The 16,856-nt window shown below is 65.4% G+C and carries 13 protein-coding genes; 1 reads left to right on the top strand and 12 read right to left on the bottom strand.

Annotated elements, in window-relative coordinates; translation table 11 throughout:
- Nucleotides 1-80 precede the first annotated feature (80 nt).
- The 5 genes from F1D05_RS37405 to F1D05_RS37385 form a co-directional block, all read right to left on the bottom strand.
- On the bottom strand, nt 81-5,210 hold the full coding sequence (locus tag F1D05_RS37405; protein WP_185444937.1) for a fibronectin type III domain-containing protein: 5,130 nt from the start codon (nt 5,208-5,210) through the stop codon (nt 81-83).
- Nucleotides 5,211-5,350: 140 nt separating this feature from the next.
- Entirely contained in the window at nt 5,351-8,341 is a 2,991-nt protein-coding gene (locus F1D05_RS37400; RefSeq protein WP_185444936.1) for a hypothetical protein, read from the bottom strand.
- 24 nt (nt 8,342-8,365) lie between these two features.
- Nucleotides 8,366-9,298: a hypothetical protein gene (locus F1D05_RS37395; protein WP_185444935.1), complete on the bottom strand. Its 933-nt coding sequence runs from the start codon at nt 9,296-9,298 to the stop codon at nt 8,366-8,368.
- Nucleotides 9,299-9,398: 100 nt separating this feature from the next.
- Nucleotides 9,399-10,049, bottom strand: coding sequence for a hypothetical protein (locus tag F1D05_RS37390; RefSeq protein ID WP_246486286.1), 651 nt, complete (start codon nt 10,047-10,049; stop codon nt 9,399-9,401).
- Between the two features lie 44 nt (nt 10,050-10,093).
- A complete protein-coding gene (locus tag F1D05_RS37385) occupies nt 10,094-10,960 on the bottom strand; it encodes a TadE/TadG family type IV pilus assembly protein (protein ID WP_185444934.1) in 867 nt (288 codons plus the stop codon).
- 96 nt (nt 10,961-11,056) lie between these two features.
- Here F1D05_RS37385 and F1D05_RS37380 point away from each other — a divergent pair, with 96 nt between their 5' ends.
- Nucleotides 11,057-11,275: a hypothetical protein gene (locus F1D05_RS37380; RefSeq protein WP_185449864.1), complete on the top strand. Its 219-nt coding sequence runs from the start codon at nt 11,057-11,059 to the stop codon at nt 11,273-11,275.
- Between the two features lie 148 nt (nt 11,276-11,423).
- Here F1D05_RS37380 and F1D05_RS37375 read toward each other — a convergent pair whose 3' ends face one another.
- The 7 genes from F1D05_RS37375 to F1D05_RS37345 all read right to left on the bottom strand — a co-directional run bounded on the left by F1D05_RS37375 (nt 11,424) and on the right by F1D05_RS37345 (nt 16,843).
- Entirely contained in the window at nt 11,424-11,837 is a 414-nt protein-coding gene (locus F1D05_RS37375; RefSeq protein ID WP_185444933.1) for a TadE/TadG family type IV pilus assembly protein, read from the bottom strand.
- 5 nt (nt 11,838-11,842) lie between these two features.
- On the bottom strand, nt 11,843-12,061 hold the full coding sequence (locus F1D05_RS37370; RefSeq protein WP_185444932.1) for a hypothetical protein: 219 nt from the start codon (nt 12,059-12,061) through the stop codon (nt 11,843-11,845).
- A gap of 96 nt (nt 12,062-12,157) precedes the next feature.
- The gene (locus F1D05_RS37365; RefSeq protein ID WP_185444931.1) at nt 12,158-13,078 is read right to left on the bottom strand and encodes a type II secretion system F family protein; all 921 of its coding nucleotides are present in this window, start codon (nt 13,076-13,078) and stop codon (nt 12,158-12,160) included.
- Complete coding sequence (locus F1D05_RS37360) at nt 13,075-13,980, bottom strand: type II secretion system F family protein (protein ID WP_185444930.1); 906 nt, start codon at nt 13,978-13,980, stop codon at nt 13,075-13,077. Before F1D05_RS37360 ends, F1D05_RS37365 begins: the two co-directional genes overlap by 4 nt.
- 9 nt (nt 13,981-13,989) lie before the next feature.
- Nucleotides 13,990-15,300, bottom strand: a complete 1,311-nt coding sequence (locus F1D05_RS37355; protein ID WP_185444929.1) for a CpaF family protein — start codon at nt 15,298-15,300, stop codon at nt 13,990-13,992.
- Nucleotides 15,297-16,124: a hypothetical protein gene (locus F1D05_RS37350; RefSeq protein ID WP_185444928.1), complete on the bottom strand. Its 828-nt coding sequence runs from the start codon at nt 16,122-16,124 to the stop codon at nt 15,297-15,299. Before F1D05_RS37350 ends, F1D05_RS37355 begins: the two co-directional genes overlap by 4 nt.
- Nucleotides 16,124-16,843, bottom strand: a complete 720-nt coding sequence (locus F1D05_RS37345) for a hypothetical protein (protein WP_185444927.1) — start codon at nt 16,841-16,843, stop codon at nt 16,124-16,126. The genes F1D05_RS37350 and F1D05_RS37345 overlap by 1 nt, the downstream gene beginning before the upstream one ends.
- Nucleotides 16,844-16,856 lie beyond the last annotated feature (13 nt).

Raw genomic sequence — 16,856 nt, 5'->3', positions numbered from 1 at the left:
AGCTGTTGCCAGCAGTACGCGATCAGGCGTTACGACGCGACCTCTAGGCGACCAGCCGGCCACCCGGGAGGCCCGTGCCGTCAGCGGCCCGCCTTCAGCCAACCGACTGTTCCTCCGTCAGTCGACATGTTGATAGTGGTCGCCTCGGGGAGTTCGAGGTTCGGGGGGTGGAAGACTGGCAATCGCACACCATTCGCTCTGAGCGTCATGATACTGCCGTCAGGCTCGGGGGCGGAACGATTCGACCAGATCACAACATTTCCACCGCTACTAATTCCATTGACAGCCACCACGTGCCACCACGGGAAAGTTGTCACAACGTCGGCTTCGGTCACTGGGCCACCATCTCTGCGCTTGACCACGATTGCACCTTGGCCCTGATCTGCCGGCAATCCAATATGTGCGGCACCAACAAAGTATTGCCCATCGTCACTAAAAACCGGACTGAAGGATATTCCCTGGTTGAGATACGGCATAGTCGATGCACCGGTCGCCGCATTGTAAAACACATGTTGATTCCAGTCATGATTATTCGGGCTATTTGAGTAGGCCGTATAGACAACTGTGTTTCCATCAGGCGACAGCCATGGATTCGGATTGCTTCGGCCGCAGGACGCACTGTCGACGCAGATGTCGACCTGTTTCGGTGTTCCGCCTTTCGCCACTCGCAAAATATGATGGGTGCGACTACTGCTGCTCGTCGGATTCTCATACTCCGTACTGAATGCCACCACGCCACCGTCAGCCGAGAGCCGAACCGACAAGACCCCTTGACCTATATCCGCTCCCGCCACCCAGGTCGTATTCGCCATTGCGTCATAGACCATAATTTGCGACCGGGCTCTGGATCCATCCACTAGATAGGCAACGAATCTGCCATCCGCCTTGCTATCGATATTAATGGACGCCGCGTAATCACTCTGAGCGAACACCATGCCAGTAGACACCGGTTGCGGCGTCTTCCCGTCCGACTGGCGGGAAACCAAGAGTATCTGGCCAGTAATGAGATCACGACGAACGAGGTAGAACTTTCCGTCTGCCGGAATACCTTCTGGTCCCGACAAGCCATCGACGCGAATTGAAAAGAACCCATATCTGCCAGAATCAGAGATCTCTGGCCCTCCATAGCCTACGGTAGCGCTGACCCCCGCCGCCAGGTTGTTCACGAGAGGGTTGGAGAACAATGACTCGTGTGCCACGATCGCATTAGAAACGCCTGCCCGTCCAGCGCCGTTACTGGTTACAGCAGTCACCTCGACCGTGTAACTCACCCCCTGAGTCAGTCCGCCGATCGCAGTCGACAGACTTACACCGGGCACCTCGCGCGAACCAGTGTCCGGATCAGTGGTAAGGACATATTTGCTAACCGGCGCCCCACCCAGGTTTTCGGGCGGCTGCCAACTGACATTCGCGCTGAGGTTACCCGCGACTGCACGCACGTCACGCGGCTCCGACGGCGCATGAGGACCTACAAGGACATTGACCGTGCTCCTGTAGCCAAGAGGGTCCGGCGTCGCCGCCTCCACCGTGACAATGCCGTCAGCGATGGCGGCGAATCTGCCATTCGCGTCGATTGTGCCGTATTCATCGCCATCGATAATCCTCCAGGACAGCGACGAGTTCGGCACAGCGATAAAGGTCGCATCAAAATCAACTTGCTCACCGACCGACAGTTCAGCACCGCCAGGGCTGATAAGAACCCCAGTGAATCGCGAATTCGAACTCAGGATCCGGTACTCGGCCTTAAGAATGTCATCCTTCTCCCACCTCACTAGATTCTTAGTAAAAATGTCCAATGTCAGCCCCGCACTCAAGGCCACACCGAGGTACACATTGAACCATTCGTCTGCCTCGGTATCAATCTCGGCACGCACATAGGGCTTTAGGCCAAGCAGTGGCCCGACTGCGCCATAGAATCTCAATACCAGCGCGCCCTCGAGGCCGAGCGAAACCTCGGCATTTCCGAAAAATCGCGCGGCAGATACTGTGGTCTCGGCCGGCGTGCTCAGAGATCTCGCGTTCGGCAATCCGGCACCTTCCTGCACAATCTCAACACCGTCGGTTTTTGAATAGTTCACCACGACCGAAAGCCCTGCACGCATCTCGGCATCCAAGGTGAGCGCCAACTGAATAGCAGGGCACGTCACAACCGGGGCGGCACCAATTTGGATATCTATGCAGGTACCTCGCATCTCCCCGAGCGGAATCCTCCGCTCAACCTTCTTCCCAATCGCTGCATCGAGTCGGAACTCAGCTCCCGAGGTCACCTTGAGACTGAATGACGAACCGACGCCGCTGCTGGACATATGAACGTGACCTTGAGTCTCCGGCTCGAATGTCGCTGTAACCTCCCCGCGAAATCCGCGTTCAAAGTCCCTGCCTACTTCAAGGACGATCTTTCCCTTCTCAAGGCGTAGAACCGGCTCAACTTTGCCGCGTCGCCCAGGAACCACAACTGTCCCCGCGCCTTGCTTAGCAGTCAATCCCCGAACTGTCGGCTCTCTCAGCACAACACCTGGAGCACTATGGAGTAGGCCTTGAACATCACTCGTGGTCAATCGAATATCGCGCGAAAAACCGCCGTCTTGAATGATGGAATTCAAGGGCGCATCTTCCGTCTCAAAAATGAGACCACCGCCAGCTTGGGTCACTCTCAGTACTTTGCGGAGAAACCCCTGTGGCGTAGCCGGGCTCGCGGGCGCGATGAGGAAGGAGTCAGGTCGGACGGAGTTGAGCTGAGGGTTTGGGTTCGTGACGGAGAAGCTGGCGGCGCTTACTGCCACAATTAGCCGTGCAGACTCGGCCGTAAGCGTGATCGGATTGACTTTGAGATTAACCTTCGGGGCGAGGGGAGATGATGGCGTCGACGCGGCGCCGACTCCGGCCGACGACACGGCTTGCACTGAAAAGGTGTACTGCGTTTCGGTGTCGAGACCATCGATCGTGACGCTCGGGTTCGAGGTCTCGACAACTCGTCCACTCGGCGATACCGAAACTCGGTACCCGGTGATTGCTGATGTCCCAGTATCCGTGGGCGCCTCCCAACTGACCTTCATTGCGCCGGACGTAGCCGGCACCACCTGGAGGTCGGTCGGCGCAGCTGCCACTCGCGAGGCTGACGGTGTCGCCCTTTGCTCTGACCAGTTGCCACTGCCGGCCTTGTTCCGAGCACGAACCTTTACAGTATATTCGGCTCCATTCTGGAGGCCGGTGAAAGCGGAAATTGTGGTTCCTGGATCTGAGATGACCCGAAGATTGCCGGGCTCGGCGACGATCTCATAGTCCAGGATCGACGCGCCTCCGTCTGCTGGCTGCACCCATTGGACGTCGAGCCGCGCGTCGAGCGCAGTGACGAGCAACGCGGCCGGGCGCAGAGGAACCTGCGCAGCCTGCGGTATCACTCTGAGAGGTGGCGAGGCGGACGACCCGTTGGCATTTGTAGCTTTCACAACTACTTGATAGGACTTCGTGTTCTCAAGCCCGCTCAGCATGGCGGTGCGGGCTGTGCCTGGGAGATTGACCGTGCTAGTCGTCGGTACGGTCGTAACTGTGTACGACGCAATCTGGTCATCTGCACCGGCTGGAGCCGACCAACTGACCGTTGCCCCGCTGTCGCGCGGTATGACACCAGTGATGAACGGAGCACCTGGCGGCAGAGGTGCACGAGGAGTCGTCCCTTGGGAGGCTGCTGAATACTCCGACCAGCCGACAGCGTTGCGGGCACGCACTCGGAATGCGTACGACGTTCCATTGGTTAGTCCCTGGAAGACCGCCGAATTGGACATCGAAGTCTGAGTCGCTCCGCTGGGCATGGCGACAACCTCATAAGACGCGATCGGTAGATCACCGGTGTTGTCAGGCTGAGGCCACGTCACCGTTGCCCGACTATCTCCTGGAGAGGTCATGACCGGTCCTGGCGGATCCGGTCTCGTTGGCTGCGTCGCGTAAGCCTCAACGTCAACCCAGATGCGCAGCGCCGAGTCTGATCGATTAATGAGACTTACAGAGCCATTCGCGCCGATCCGCGCCCAAACCAGGTTGAAAGAGTAGGTATTGCTCATTGCCGTCGCCACGTCGAGGGGTGATGGCACCGCATCAACTGAGGGGTACACCGTCACCCCGCCAAATGTCGCAGACCCTTGGGTAATCACGTGTAGGGCAGCCGCAGCTAACCCGCTGACTGGTAGCCCACCCTTGCCAGCGACGGGAAAGGTGTAAACCGCATTGGGTTGGATGAGGGTGGCGGCACCCGAATCGAGGATACGACTGGGCGCGACCGGGAGGACCCGCGATGACGCGACCGCAGCGTTGGTTGCCGCCGTGTAGTAGCCAACAACATCGATCACATAGAAAACGGCCTTCGCGGAGATGTTGTAGAGGCTCAATCTACCGTCCGCCGAGAGCGGCACCACAGCGCTGTTAGTTTTGGTCCGACCCACGATGAAATTGCCGTGACCGCCGGATGGTCTCGTGATGCCTGCAGGATAAAGAGTCCATCCGCCTGCGGCCGTAGGTTCTTTCGCTGTCACGTTTATCGCAACCGCCGCAATGCTACCTGCTTCGCTCGGCAGTCCACCCTTACCGAGAAGTGACACCGTGAGAGCAGTGTTCGCTGCTACCGAGGTAGCTGCTACCGCCGCGGCCTGTTTCAGTGGCACAAACCGATTGCCGGTGCCCTGGAAAGCCTCTGTGGTGTAGTAGCCCATCACATCGACGACCAGGCGAAGGGTTCCCGAGCTGTTGTTGCGGAAAGTCGCCTGACCACCCGCGTTCAGCCTGATGACCGAGGCTGAGGAGGCGTAGGCAGTTCCGGCGTAGAAGTGCACATTCGTCACTGCCGGCTGAGTTTCTGCTGTCGCCCAAGCGGGAAGATTGCCGGTAGCGGTCGGACCGAGGATCGAGATGTTGGTGTGCAGGGCCCGAACTCCGCTCGCCGGTACACCCGACCGACCGGTGAATTTGACAGTGACCGAGCCTTGGGCCGGTACGACCGTCGTTGTTGGGACGCCGATAGCGGCGCCGGTGTCCAGCATTCGCTGCAGTGAAGCGAATGGAATGAATTGTCCGACACCTGCGCCGGGTGGTGTAGTTGCTGTTGCCGCAGCGGATGAAGCCGACGCGGTAGAAGCTCCGATGGCGGCAGGCTGGGCTACAACGCCCGAACCTATGATCAAAGTTAGAGAAACGGCTAATCGACTGAATGAACGCACAAAAACCCCCAGCTAGCGCGACCCCCGAAGCGCGCCAACGCTAGCAAGCGCGATCTCACACATCCACTGTCTTGCAGGTTGTTGCAACCATCAATGGCCGCGACACCGAACCAACCGGTGCCGCGGCCTGGAATCCTTGGTCACGCCACTGCTGCCGGGCGGCGGTAACCCGGGAGGAGCTCGTCGACCAGGGCGTCGGTCTCGGCTTCGGGGCCGCGGGGGCCGCCGTGCTTGGCGAGGGCCGTGTACAGCTGGGTTGCGACGTTGGTGATGTCGCTGCTGGTGCCGAAGTGGGACGCCAGGCGCAGGGTCGCGCGCCAGAGGTCCTCCGAGGCCGGGGAGAAGCTCAGCCCGGTCTGCAGTGCCGTACGGGCGAGGTTGCCGTCGTTGTGGCTCAGGCCCGCCTCCGCGAGCTTCAGTGCCGCGTCGACGACCGTCTCGGCCATCCGCCGCTCGATCCCGGACGCCGCGAGCCACGAATACCTTCCGGCCGGCAGTCCGGCCCAGGACGGGCCGTGGACCAGACTCAGCGCGGTCGACAACGGACCACGGGGGTCGTCCATCAGCGACGCCTGCTTGGCCAGCGTGCGGAACACGTCCCAGTCGACCCGGACGATGCTGCGGTTCAGCATCCAGCGCCCGGACTCGTCGGCGTACATCGCGTCCAGGCCGAGCCACTGCCGGGTGTGCTCCAGCGCCGCGTCGCGCAGTTCGTCGCTGATGCCTCGCGGCCAGATCGCGCCGGCCAGGACGTTCGGGTGCACCCCGTAGTCCTGGCTGGCCAGGAACGCCACGATCTCGGTCGACAACTGCACCCGGCCGTCGTCGATGCTGCCCCGGGCATCGACCTCGACCGGACCGAGCAGGTCGACCTCGACCGGCGCCGCCTGGCTCAGGTCGGACGACGAGAACTCGTACGCCGGCATGTCCTGCTCGGCGCGACGCTTGTCCAGCGCCTCCGACTCGGCGGTCTTGAACAGCGAGATCAGGTCGGCGAACTGCGTCGGGTTGATGCTGTGGGCATCGACCTCGAGACCGAGCAGCCGGCAGACAGCGCTGTTCTTCTCGTCCACCACGAACCGCCACGGCGAACCGAGCACATCGCCGACGACGACCACCGCGACGCATCGCTTCGGGTCTGCCGCAAGTCGTGCGAGCCGCTGCTCCTCGTCCGCCGAGGGCGGCGCCGAGACGAAGATGATCTCCGCGCCCCACAGCATCGAGTCCGGATACGTCATCCGTGCGTTCGCGACCGAGTCGGCATCGCGCCGACCGCATGCCTGCACCTGCGCGTCCGTACGCCGGGTCACCTCGTGCAGCGCGTCGTCCAGCTTGGTCCAGTAGCTCAACCGGCTCGGAGCCAGCGACGAGAGATCGTCGCCGAACCCGACCATGCTGACATGTGCGCCCTCGGACCACAGGTTCGTGGCCAGCTCGGCCGCCAGTGAGCCGACGACGTCGCGCGACGCGTTGGTGACGCCGCCGAAGCTGACGATCCCGTTCGCGGTGTCCAGGTCGACCAGCACGGTCGACCCGTCCGCGTTCTGGCCGAGCGTCACGAGCGTCGGGTACGGCGCCGGCGCGTCGACGTCGCCCTGCGGCCCGTAGGCGCGCCGCAGCACCCACCGGGTGCCGTCGGCAATGACCTGCCACGGACCGGGCGGTGCCGCCTGGACCTCTCCCGGCGCGAGCACCAGGGTGAGCGCCCGGGTGGTGACCAACGCGGCCACCACCTTCGGCATCATCCGGTTGTCTTCTGTCATGGACGCGCCGAGCATCCGCAGCGAGTTGTCCACGAACTCGGCAGTCGGTACGTCGGCAGCCAGCCGCAGGCCGACCTCGGTCTGACGATGACCGGCCGCCTTCGGACCCGGTCCCATCGCCCAGCCCCGGCGCTTCTTCAGCGCCACCGCGATCCCGGCGGCGAGCAGCGTCGCACCGAAGCCGTAGATCCCGGCCTCGACCGGGTCGATCCCACCGCTGTCGGCGGCAACCGGCACCGCGTCGGGCACCTTCGTCCCACCGGCGGCCGGGTCGCCCGGCTGAGCGTCCGCAGTACCGGGGTTGTGTGGCTGGACTGTGCCGACACCCGGCTGGCCCGGCTTGGCGTCCTTCGCGGTCGGGTCGGTGACGACGCTGCCGATGCCGACCGACGAGCCCTTCTCGAGCCCTTGCTCCTCGAACCAGCGACTGCCCTTGCCTGCGCCGTCCTCCTGAACCGTCCGGGTGTCGATGGTCGACTGCTTCGGCTTGGCCTCGGTCGGCTTGACCTGGGTCGGCTTGAGGTGCGTCGGCTTGCCCGGCTGGTCGATCTGCACGCGAACCGTGTGCACGCCCGGACCCTTGGCGTCGGCGGGCAGGCGGACCTGCCACCCCGGCATGATCAGATCCGGGTTCGTCAACCGCCGGCCATCCGGCTGCAGTTTGTTCTTGTTGAGGTCGTAGATCTCCTTGTACCGCCGGCCCTCACCCAGGTAGCGCTCGGCGATGTCCCACAAGCAGTCGTAGTTGCGCCCGGCCGGCGGCCGCACCTCGGTGTACTTGACGATCTGGCCGTGCTGGTCGTTGTTCGTCCGTACTCCGGTATGCGTGGTGCCGCTGAGGACCGTACTGCGGGACTCGGTCGCGCGGAAGTTGGCGCCCTTGCTGTTGTCGCCGCCCTGGGTCACGCTGATCGAGGACGGCGTGGCACCGGACGTGGTCACCGCGTTCGCGAGCGGCAGCGTGACGCTGGTGGCTCCGGCGATCAGCACCACACCGGCGATCAGCCGGCGGGCGAGGTTCTGCGAACCGCCACCGAGCGGGATCCGTGGCGACAGACCTTGGCCGCGCACCTCCGCGACGGCCTCGGCGATCAGGCAGACCACGAAGTGCAGCCACGCCACCCAGATGAAGAACGCGATGATGCCGAGCACGGTCTCGGAGCTCAACTGGTCGAACAGCACGTCCCGGTTCGGCATCTTGTCCGGCCACGGCGTACCGAAGAATTTCAGCAGCACATATGGAACGCCGCCGACGATCGCCAGGATCGCGACCAGCGAGATCAGCCCTCTCAGCCGATCCGCCCCCGCACTCCCCGCCTTCCGCTGCGGCAACCGAGCAGACCGCACCGGCTCACTGGTCTTCACCATCGTCGTCCCTCCATAACCCCACCGTCAGCCACCGATAGCCTGCACTTCCTGGACAGGCAGCCGTTGCACAGCGTGCACCTCCGCATGACCGACGTTCTTCCAGTCCTGGAGGTTCCGCCAGTAGTCGATCTGCCAGGTGATCGTGAGCTTCACCGTGTACATACCGTCGGGCTGGCTAGCGCTCGACCGCTTGTAGATGTGGCTGCATGGGTTCACCTGATGGAACGGGTCCTTGGTCTCGTCGTACCCGTCCGAGTCGACCGGCAGAACTCCACCGAGGCAGGTGAACTCCCCGGTGTCGTCTCCTGGATCGATCTTCAACTGGCTCACCAGTCCGCGCATCGTGAGCCGCTGGCCGGGAGCGTAGTTGGCGAGGTCGAGGTCATCGCCGAAGTTCTTCAGGATGTAGGAGGACTCCGGGGTCAGGGTGAAGTAGGCAGGAATGTTGACCCGCGGGGTGTAGGTCGGGTCCACCTGCAGGCCCGGTGCCGGGTAGGTCTCGTCGAAGAACGTCCAGAACTTGTCCATATAGGTGTTCTTGCCCATGCACTGCTTGCGCTCCTGGTCCGAGACCGGGACGATCGCGCGCTCCAGATGGGCATCCGCACCGCCGAAGTTCGAATTGAGGTCGTACTTGACGATGGTCAGCCGCAGGACCCATTCCTTGCCCTCGGGCGGCTTGGGCAGCTTGATTCCGTCCGGCACCGGGAAATCGCGGCACGGGACGAACACCTGGCCCGGCTGGAGCCGGTCCTTCCAGGGCGGCGGCGCGGCCCCGTCGGACACCTGACCGTTGCTGCAGTAGGCGCCGAAACCCACCGAGTTGGCATACATGCTGCAGACCCGATCCCCGTTGTGGATCGTGTCCCCCGCCATCGCGATCGAGGTGGGCATGGCGATGAGCAACCCGAGCACGGTGCTCAGGGCAATGAAACCGCGGGCGACCCGGTTGCGCATCCTCACTCCTGGTGGTTGTGCTGTTAGCAGGTTATCGCTGACCGGGGGCATCATGCCTGCCGAAGCACGCTCTCCGCCACTGGTTGACTACTGTTCCGATCTAGGCCGGATATCGCACCTTCGAACAATCGATGCCTTTCGGCATCGGTTTGGCCATCTGATACATCGTCCAGCCGGCTCCGGTCCGCACCATGTCGATCGCCTGCGGAGAGCCGTGCGGCGCGGTGACGACCCACCGGTTCGTCTTCGGGTTCCAGTACTGCGTGGTCTGCGAGCGGCACAGGCTGACCCGCACCACCCCGGTCGGCTGCTGCGTCGCTCCGACCACCACGATGCTCGCCGGTGGACGCATCACCCACCCGTTGGACTTCGCCATCTCCACGTTGATGGCGGTGTCGGCATAGAAAAACGCTGGGAAGTTCGCCTTGATCATGGCCGAGCTCTGGTCGACCAGCGCCTGGAAATAGAGCGGGTACTTGGCCACGAGGCCTTGGACGGCAGGCGCCGAACCATAGTTCCCCGCGACGACGGTCAGTTTCGCCTGCCGCGGTGGGGCAGCAGTCTTGACCGGCGCACTCGGCGTCGACGGATCACTCGACTTCGGCGTCGGGCTCGACAGCGTCACTGTCGGCTGGTCGTCACCGCCCCCGCCGACCGGCAACGTGCCGTTGTTCTTCTCGGAGCCTCCGCATCCGGCGAGCAGCAGCACCGCCGTCGCGACGCCAAGGACTCTGATCGCTGGGCTTCGCACGAAAACAACTCCTCGACAACCGGGGACAAGGTTGCGGACCGGGTTCACCGTTCGCCTCCCACGACCTCTGGCACGGCGGGAGCGCCACCGCCCGGAGGCTTCTTCGTATCGGTCGGCCCGGTGCTGCCCGGTCCGGTATCAGTCGGCTCGGTAGCCGACGGGTCCGGGCTGTCCGTCGGGGTGATAGTCGGCTTGCAGGACGCGGGGAACGGCAACGGGATCGGAGGATCCCATGTCGGCGTCGGCGAACCGATGGTCCAGCTCGGGCAGGGCAGGTCGATGTCCGGCGGCTGCGCCGTTGTAATCGTCGCTCCGGGGCCCTGGAGGCTCGTCTGGACGACGATCGGCGGGATGGTCGGGCTGTCGTCCGCCTTCTGCACGCCCTGCTCGGCGTGCGCCTCGCCCTGGCCTTTCGCGGTCAGGTCCTGGATTCCGACCATGCCGAGGAAGGTCGTCTTGTTGGCGATCTGGACGTCGACCTTCAGGTGTTCCGCATCGATCTCCGTCGTACCGCAGGCGGTGACGGCCGGATCGTTGGTCTTCACCTGAGCGCAGAAGTCCGTAACCGCCTTGCCGGCCTTGGTGACGTCGATCTTCGCCACGGCGGAGTTGAAGTCGATCGTGCCCACGCCGGCGCGGGCGGCTTCCTGGGCGTAGCCGACTGCTCGGGATTTGGCGCCCAGCTGGCGGCCGCCGTCGATGACGAGGCCGGCGAGGGTGAAGATCATGACGGCCAAGATCGCTACCGCGGGGCTCAGGGCGCCGCGGTGGTTGCGGAGGGCATCTATTACGCGGTTGGTGCGGGGGGTGTCGATGCGGAAGTAGGCGACCGTACGCCGCCAGGCGCCGTGGGGGGCGGGCGTCGTGACTGGGTGGCCGCTGCCGGCCTCGGGGCGGGGGTCAGGGGACATCGCGGACGCCTCGGTAGGGGTCTAGGGACGAGCTGAACTTCTTGGTGATCTTGGTGTCGCCGCCGATACCGAGCAGGCCCGAGGTCGCGGTAGTCGATGGTGCAGGTGACCTCGACGGACAGCGGGCTGCCGGCGGCGAAGGCGCTGGTGACGGTGCCCGAGGCCGAGGACTTGCACGACTCGACCGACTGGCCCATCGTCCGCGTGACGGCCTTGTCGATGCGCTGCTGGGCGTCGGCGAGCGAACGCGCCTGGCTGGCGGAGCGGGCGCCGTCGCGGGCCGCGTTCTCCAGCTGCGAGGAGGTCTGGAAGTAGCGGCCACAGGCGAGCAGGAACATGAACAGGATCAGCAGCAACGGTGCGAGGATCACCATCTCCAGCGCCATCGTGCCGCGCTCGGGCCGCGACCTGCGCTCAGCGGCACGCAAAGGGCGTGCTGCGCGCTTCCCCAGGTTCATGGCCCTCACTTGTCGGCTTCGAATTGTTCGATCGGGCCGGTGGCCGTCTGGCTGACCGTGAGGGTCAGGCCGGGAACCAGCGAGACGGTCTCGCCGGTGACCGTGAACGACACCTGGCCCTTGGGATCGTCGTACGACGGCGCCAGCACCTGGGCATCGCCGAGGGAGTTGCCGCCGAGCTGCTGTGCGTACGCCTCGATGTCGGCACGGACCTTCTCCCCGATCGCCGGCGTGTAGAGCGGCGGCTGGACGAGTCTCAACCGGGAGACTCCTTCCTGGGCCGCGTTCAGCGCGACGGACCGCCCGTACAACCACAGGGCGGTCTGGATCGAGATGAAGATCAGCGCCAGGATCGACGGTGCGAGGATCGCCAGTTCCAGCGAACTCGCACCCCGCTCCGAACGTCGTCGACGCGGCAACCGGATCAGCCCTTGTTGATCTCGGTGGAACGCTTGTCGATCACGCCCTTGACGATCCCGCCGATCAACAGCGCGGCGGTGACCAGGATCGCGGAGATGATCGCCCACTCCAGCGCCGAGGCACCGAGCTCGGTGCGGCCGTCCTTGGCCCGGGCCCGCTGGCTGCCGGCCCGCGCCAGCGCATAGCCGACCAGTGCGCGCACGAACTGCATTTCCGTGTACATCAGGTTGCCTTCCCTGTTGAGACCAAGCCCGAATCAGGGCTCAGTATGCCCTCTCCGACGTCCAGATCTGCTTCCTGGATCCCTCCGATACCCATCTCAGCTGCCCAGGATCGACGCGCCGGCGGGATATCCGAGGAACAACAAGAAAGCGGCACACATGACCAACTGCGCCACCAGCATGGACTGCGACCGCTCCCCTGCCTTGCCCTCGACATCCGCGAGCTCCTTGCGGCGCAGCGACGCCGCCCGGGACAGCAGTGAGGCCCGGATCTTGGCGCCTTCGTCACCGGCCAGGGCCAGCGCCGAGGCGAGGTCGCGCAGTTCCTCGACCCCGAGGTCCTCGCCGAGCCGGGCCATCGCGTCCCACGGCGTGATGCCGATCAGCCGCGCGTTCGCCAGCGCCTGCCGGATCCGCGCCATCGCCCAGTGGTCACCGATCGTCGAAGCGGTCATCAGCGCCTCGGGCAGACCACGGCCACCGGCCAGGTTCATCGCGACCAGGTCCAGGAAGCTACCGACCACATGCCGGAAGTCCCGTCGCCGCCGCTCCGCCTCCTGGCGCAGCGTCAGATCGGGCAGGAAGAACGCGAAGGTCATCGCGGCCAGGGTCACGATCGCGGGAGTCGCGCCGGGAACCCCGACACCCAGATACGAGAACATGAACAGGACGAACGGGATGAAGACCATGGCGCCGAGAGCGAAGAACACCTTGGTGGCAAGCATCGCCGCGAACGGCTGATTCATCACCGCGAGGTCGCGGCGTAGCTTGCCGAACGCCCAGCCGCGCGCGTTCGCCTCCTGCTCGAGGCGCCGCCCCAGCGTCTCCCTGGCCTTGTCGACGCCACCGAGAACCCGGTCGCCGGCCGCGCTCGCGGTCGCCGAACTGATGTAACCGGACCGGCCGGCATCGATCCGCGCGATCGTGGACAGCACGTTCGCGGACGGCCTGATGAACATTCGCACCAGCAGGTACACGCCGAGTCCGGCCAGCGCACCGGTCAGATAAGCCCACATCATCCGCCCACCACCTCCATCCGGTCGTCGCCGGCCTTGGCGGCCCGTTTGTCGTCGGAACGAATCAGGAACCGCTCGGGCACCTCGATCTTGGCCAGCCGCCGCAGCCAGACCAGGCCGACGGCGTACAGCCCGATCACGATGGACAGCACGAACTGGCCGACGAAGCTCTTGTACGGCGAGACGTAGCCCGGGTTGAACAGCACCAGCGTGGCCGCCACCAGCAAGGTGATGGCCACCACCACCTGCACGCTGCGCCGGGTCGACCTGCGTTCGGCGGCGACCTTCCGGCGGACGTCGAGTTCTTCGCGGGCCGAGTCGGCCAGGGCGCTCAGCACCTCGCGCAGACCGGGGCCGCGCAGCCGGGCGTTCAGGACCAGCGCGGCGACGATCAGGTCGGCCGACGGGTCGTCGAGGTCGTCCGCGAACCGCATCAATGCCGACGGCAACGGTTCTCGGATCCGGAGCCGGTCCACCAGCAGGTTCAGGCCGGGCTTGATCGCCGGCGCGGCGTTCACCGCCGTTGCCGGGATCGCCTGTTCCAGGCCGACCGCGCCGGCGATGGTGTCCCGCAACGCCTCGGTCCAGGTGGCCAGCGCTTCCAGCCGCTCGATCGCCCGGCGTTCCTCACCGGAACCGCCGAAGAACCGGTCGGCCGTCGCAGCCAGCAGGCCGAGTGCCACCGCGAGCACGAGCCACTCAGTGACCACCAGCACGATCAGCCCGACCACGAGGCCGGTACCGAGGCGGATCAACTGCTTGCGGCCGTCCACACTCCCGCCCCGCTTGAACAGCGACGGCGTCGCCTCGCGCGGCTCGGTACCGCGGAGCGCGACGATCAGCAGCAGTACCCCGCCACCGACGATCGCGCCGGCGATCAGGGCTATCAGGGTCCGGTCAGTCATCGGGTCACCTCACGCCCAACGTCCGTGCACCATCGGCTGGTAGCCGTAGTGCTCGAGTTCGTCCATACAGGCGATCGGCGCGTGCGCGGCGGCGCGGCCGTCGGCCCCGGGCGCGAACACCTCGCCGGACAGCACCCGGCCGTCCCAGCCGGTGACCTCACGAACGCTCTCGATGTAGCGGCTCAGGGTGCCGCCGTGCTGATAGTCGTTGTGCTTGCGGACGAACACGACGAAGTCCAGAGCGCCCGAGATCAGCATCTGGGTCGCCTCCATCGGCAGCCGCTCCTTCGCCTGGATGGCGTAGGTGCTGATCCGGTTGAACACCTCCATCGAGCTGTTCGAGTGGATCGTCGACAGCGAGCCGTCGTTGCCCTGGCTCATCGCGTTCAGCATCGTGACGATCTCGTCGCCGAGCACCTCACCGACGATCACCCGGCTGGGGTTCATCCGCAGCGAGCGACGGACCAGATCGGCCATCTCCACCTCGCCGACACCCTCGGAGTTCGGCAGGCGTTCCTCGAACGCGACCACGTTCGGGTGCAGGTCCTTGAACTCGCCCAAACCGAGCTCGAGCGACCGCTCGATGGTGACGAGGCGCTCGTGCGGCTGGATCTCGTTCGCCAGGGCACGCAGCAGGGTGGTCTTGCCGGAGTTGGTCGCGCCCGCGATCATCACGTTCTTCCGGGCGGCGACCGCGGCCCGCAGGAAGGAGGCGATGTCCTCGGACATGGTGCCGTTGGCAACCAAATCCTTCAGGAAGACCCGGCCGAGCCGCGCTCGCCGGATCGAGACCGCCGGCCGCGACGTCACCCCCATCACGGCGGACAAGCGGGAACCGTCCGGCAGCCGAAGGTCGAGCTGCGGGTTCGCCGAGTCGAATGGACGACTGGTCAGACCCGCGTGCGCGGCCAGTACCTGGATCAGCTCGATGAGTTCCTCATCGCTCTCGGCCACCGGACCGGGCCGTTCCTCCCGGCCGTCGCCGTACTGCACGAAGACCTGGTCGTACCCGTTGATGTCGATGTTCTCGACGTCGAGGTCGTCGATCAGCGGCTGCAACCGGCCGACGCCGAACAGGGCCGAGTGGATCGCGCCGGCGATCTGCGCGTCGTCGTCCGGCGTGGGCGGGGTCCGGCCTTCGGCCAGCTCGTACCGCGCGTGGTCCTCGAGCACCTGCACGATCAGGGACCGCGCGTACTCGCGTTCGTCCTCGGCGCTCATCGGCGGTACGCCGTTGACCTGGTCGCGGCGGCGCTGCTCGTTCAGCCGCTCGGCGACCTGGACCCGCAGCTTGCGAACCAGCTCCTGGTCGGTGATCACCGATACTCACCTTCCTCCGGGCTGTATCCGCTGTCTCCCTCCGGGAAGGCTGCCTGGGCCATGTCGAAGTCGCGCTGGGTCGGTCGCGCGGCCACGGCTGCCATCTCGGCGGTGATCTCACCGGCGGTCCGGATCAACGGCGTACGGTCCAGCCGGCCGTGGCCGCGACCGTCGAAGAAGGCCGCGCCGACCGGGTCGTAGGCGAGGTGCCAGCGGTGCTGGATCGGCACGGACATCGCGTCCAGCACGGACCACACCTGCTTGACGCCGTCGCGTCGCTTCGGGTCCGCGACCACGATCACGCCCAGCTGCGCGTCCACGTGGTGCACCAGCGACGACAGCCGCTCGCGCAGGTGCGCGACCGACGAGCCGGTCGCGCTGCAGACCATCACCACCAGCCGGGCCGCCTGAATGACGGGAAGCTGCGGCGAGGACGGCCCGATCCGGCCGCAGTCGGCGATCACGTCGGCGCTGTGCATCTGGTTGAAGGAGATGCCGAGCGGCGACCAGAGTCCGCCCATGCCACCGATCTGCTCGGCGGAACGCACCCCGATCATCACGTCCAGCCCGCCGTCGAGCTGCTGGCTGTGCGCGAGGATCACCTCGTCACTGAGACCCTTACGGCCGGCGGCGGCCAGGCTGACCAGACCACGGTCGGAGTTCAGTGGCTGGTTGCCGGGAGCGGTCATCCGGATCGCGACGTCACTCCCGGACGGGTCACACTCGGCCAGCAGCACCGGCCGCGGCCAGAGCGCGCCCAGGACGAGGCCCGCGGTGGTGACTCCCGGCGAGCCCTTCGCGCTCGCCAATGCGACCAGTGCCATCAACCATCTCCGTCGTTGCGTGCGATGGTCGGCTTGGTGCCGGGCGACAGCTTCACCAGCACGAGGTTCTTGCCCGCGGCCGCGGCCGCCACGGCCGTGGACTGGTCGATCGGGACCAGGACGGTCACATTCAGCGTGTTGTTGCCGGTCTTCGTGTCCGCGACGGTGCCCTGGCTGTCGGTCACCAGAGCGGCTCCGACCAGCACCTGGGGCGCACCTTCGGAGTTCGCCGAGGGCACCCGGATGATCCGGACGACGTCGCCGTCGTCGATCTTCGACGACGGCGCCCGGCCACTCTCCAGGCTGACCCCGATCAGGGCGCCACCTTCGGGGATCGGCTTGTCGGTGACGCTCGCCTCGGTGACGAACTGCCCTTCGTACAACCAGCTGGACGTGTACTTGCCGAGCACCTTCTGCGCTTCGGACCAGAGCACCAGCTTCCCGGTGGCGCCGGCCAGGTCGCCGCGGGCGAGGTCCTTCTGGACCAGCTTGTGACCAGGAGGCAGCGCTTCGGCCGAGATGGCGACGAAGTCCTGCCGGTTACCGCTGCGGACCGCGATCAGCGCGGAGCCGGCCGCGCCGAGCAGGATCAGGATCACCGCCAGGGCGGCCAGGGCAGGGCGGCGCTCACGGCCGCTGGGCAGTCGGGTCGAGCCGGAGACCGGGGCCTTGCCGCGGGCACCGGAAGCCGAGGGACGCGAGGAGGACGAGAAACTCACGCGCCTACCGTAA

The sequence above is a fragment of the Kribbella qitaiheensis genome, from assembly GCF_014217565.1.
GTDB lineage: Bacteria > Actinomycetota > Actinomycetes > Propionibacteriales > Kribbellaceae > Kribbella > Kribbella qitaiheensis_A.
Note: the sequence above shows the minus strand (reverse complement) of the source record. Positions and strands in the feature narration are given on the sequence as shown.

Bases quoted from the DNA above. Each gene is read 5' to 3' on its own strand.
- F1D05_RS37400 (WP_185444936.1), bottom strand. From the start codon at position 8,341: ATGGTGAAGACCAGTGAGCCGGTGCGGTCTGCTCGGTTGCCGCAGCGG.
- F1D05_RS37395 (WP_185444935.1), bottom strand. From the start codon at position 9,298: ATGCGCAACCGGGTCGCCCGCGGTTTCATTGCCCTGAGCACCGTGCTC.
- F1D05_RS37385 (WP_185444934.1), bottom strand. From the start codon at position 10,960: ATGTCCCCTGACCCCCGCCCCGAGGCCGGCAGCGGCCACCCAGTCACG.
- F1D05_RS37380 (WP_185449864.1), top strand. From the start codon at position 11,057: ATGGTGCAGGTGACCTCGACGGACAGCGGGCTGCCGGCGGCGAAGGCG.
- F1D05_RS37370 (WP_185444932.1), bottom strand. From the start codon at position 12,061: ATGTACACGGAAATGCAGTTCGTGCGCGCACTGGTCGGCTATGCGCTG.
- F1D05_RS37365 (WP_185444931.1), bottom strand. From the start codon at position 13,078: ATGATGTGGGCTTATCTGACCGGTGCGCTGGCCGGACTCGGCGTGTAC.
- F1D05_RS37360 (WP_185444930.1), bottom strand. From the start codon at position 13,980: ATGACTGACCGGACCCTGATAGCCCTGATCGCCGGCGCGATCGTCGGT.
- F1D05_RS37350 (WP_185444928.1), bottom strand. From the start codon at position 16,124: ATGGCACTGGTCGCATTGGCGAGCGCGAAGGGCTCGCCGGGAGTCACC.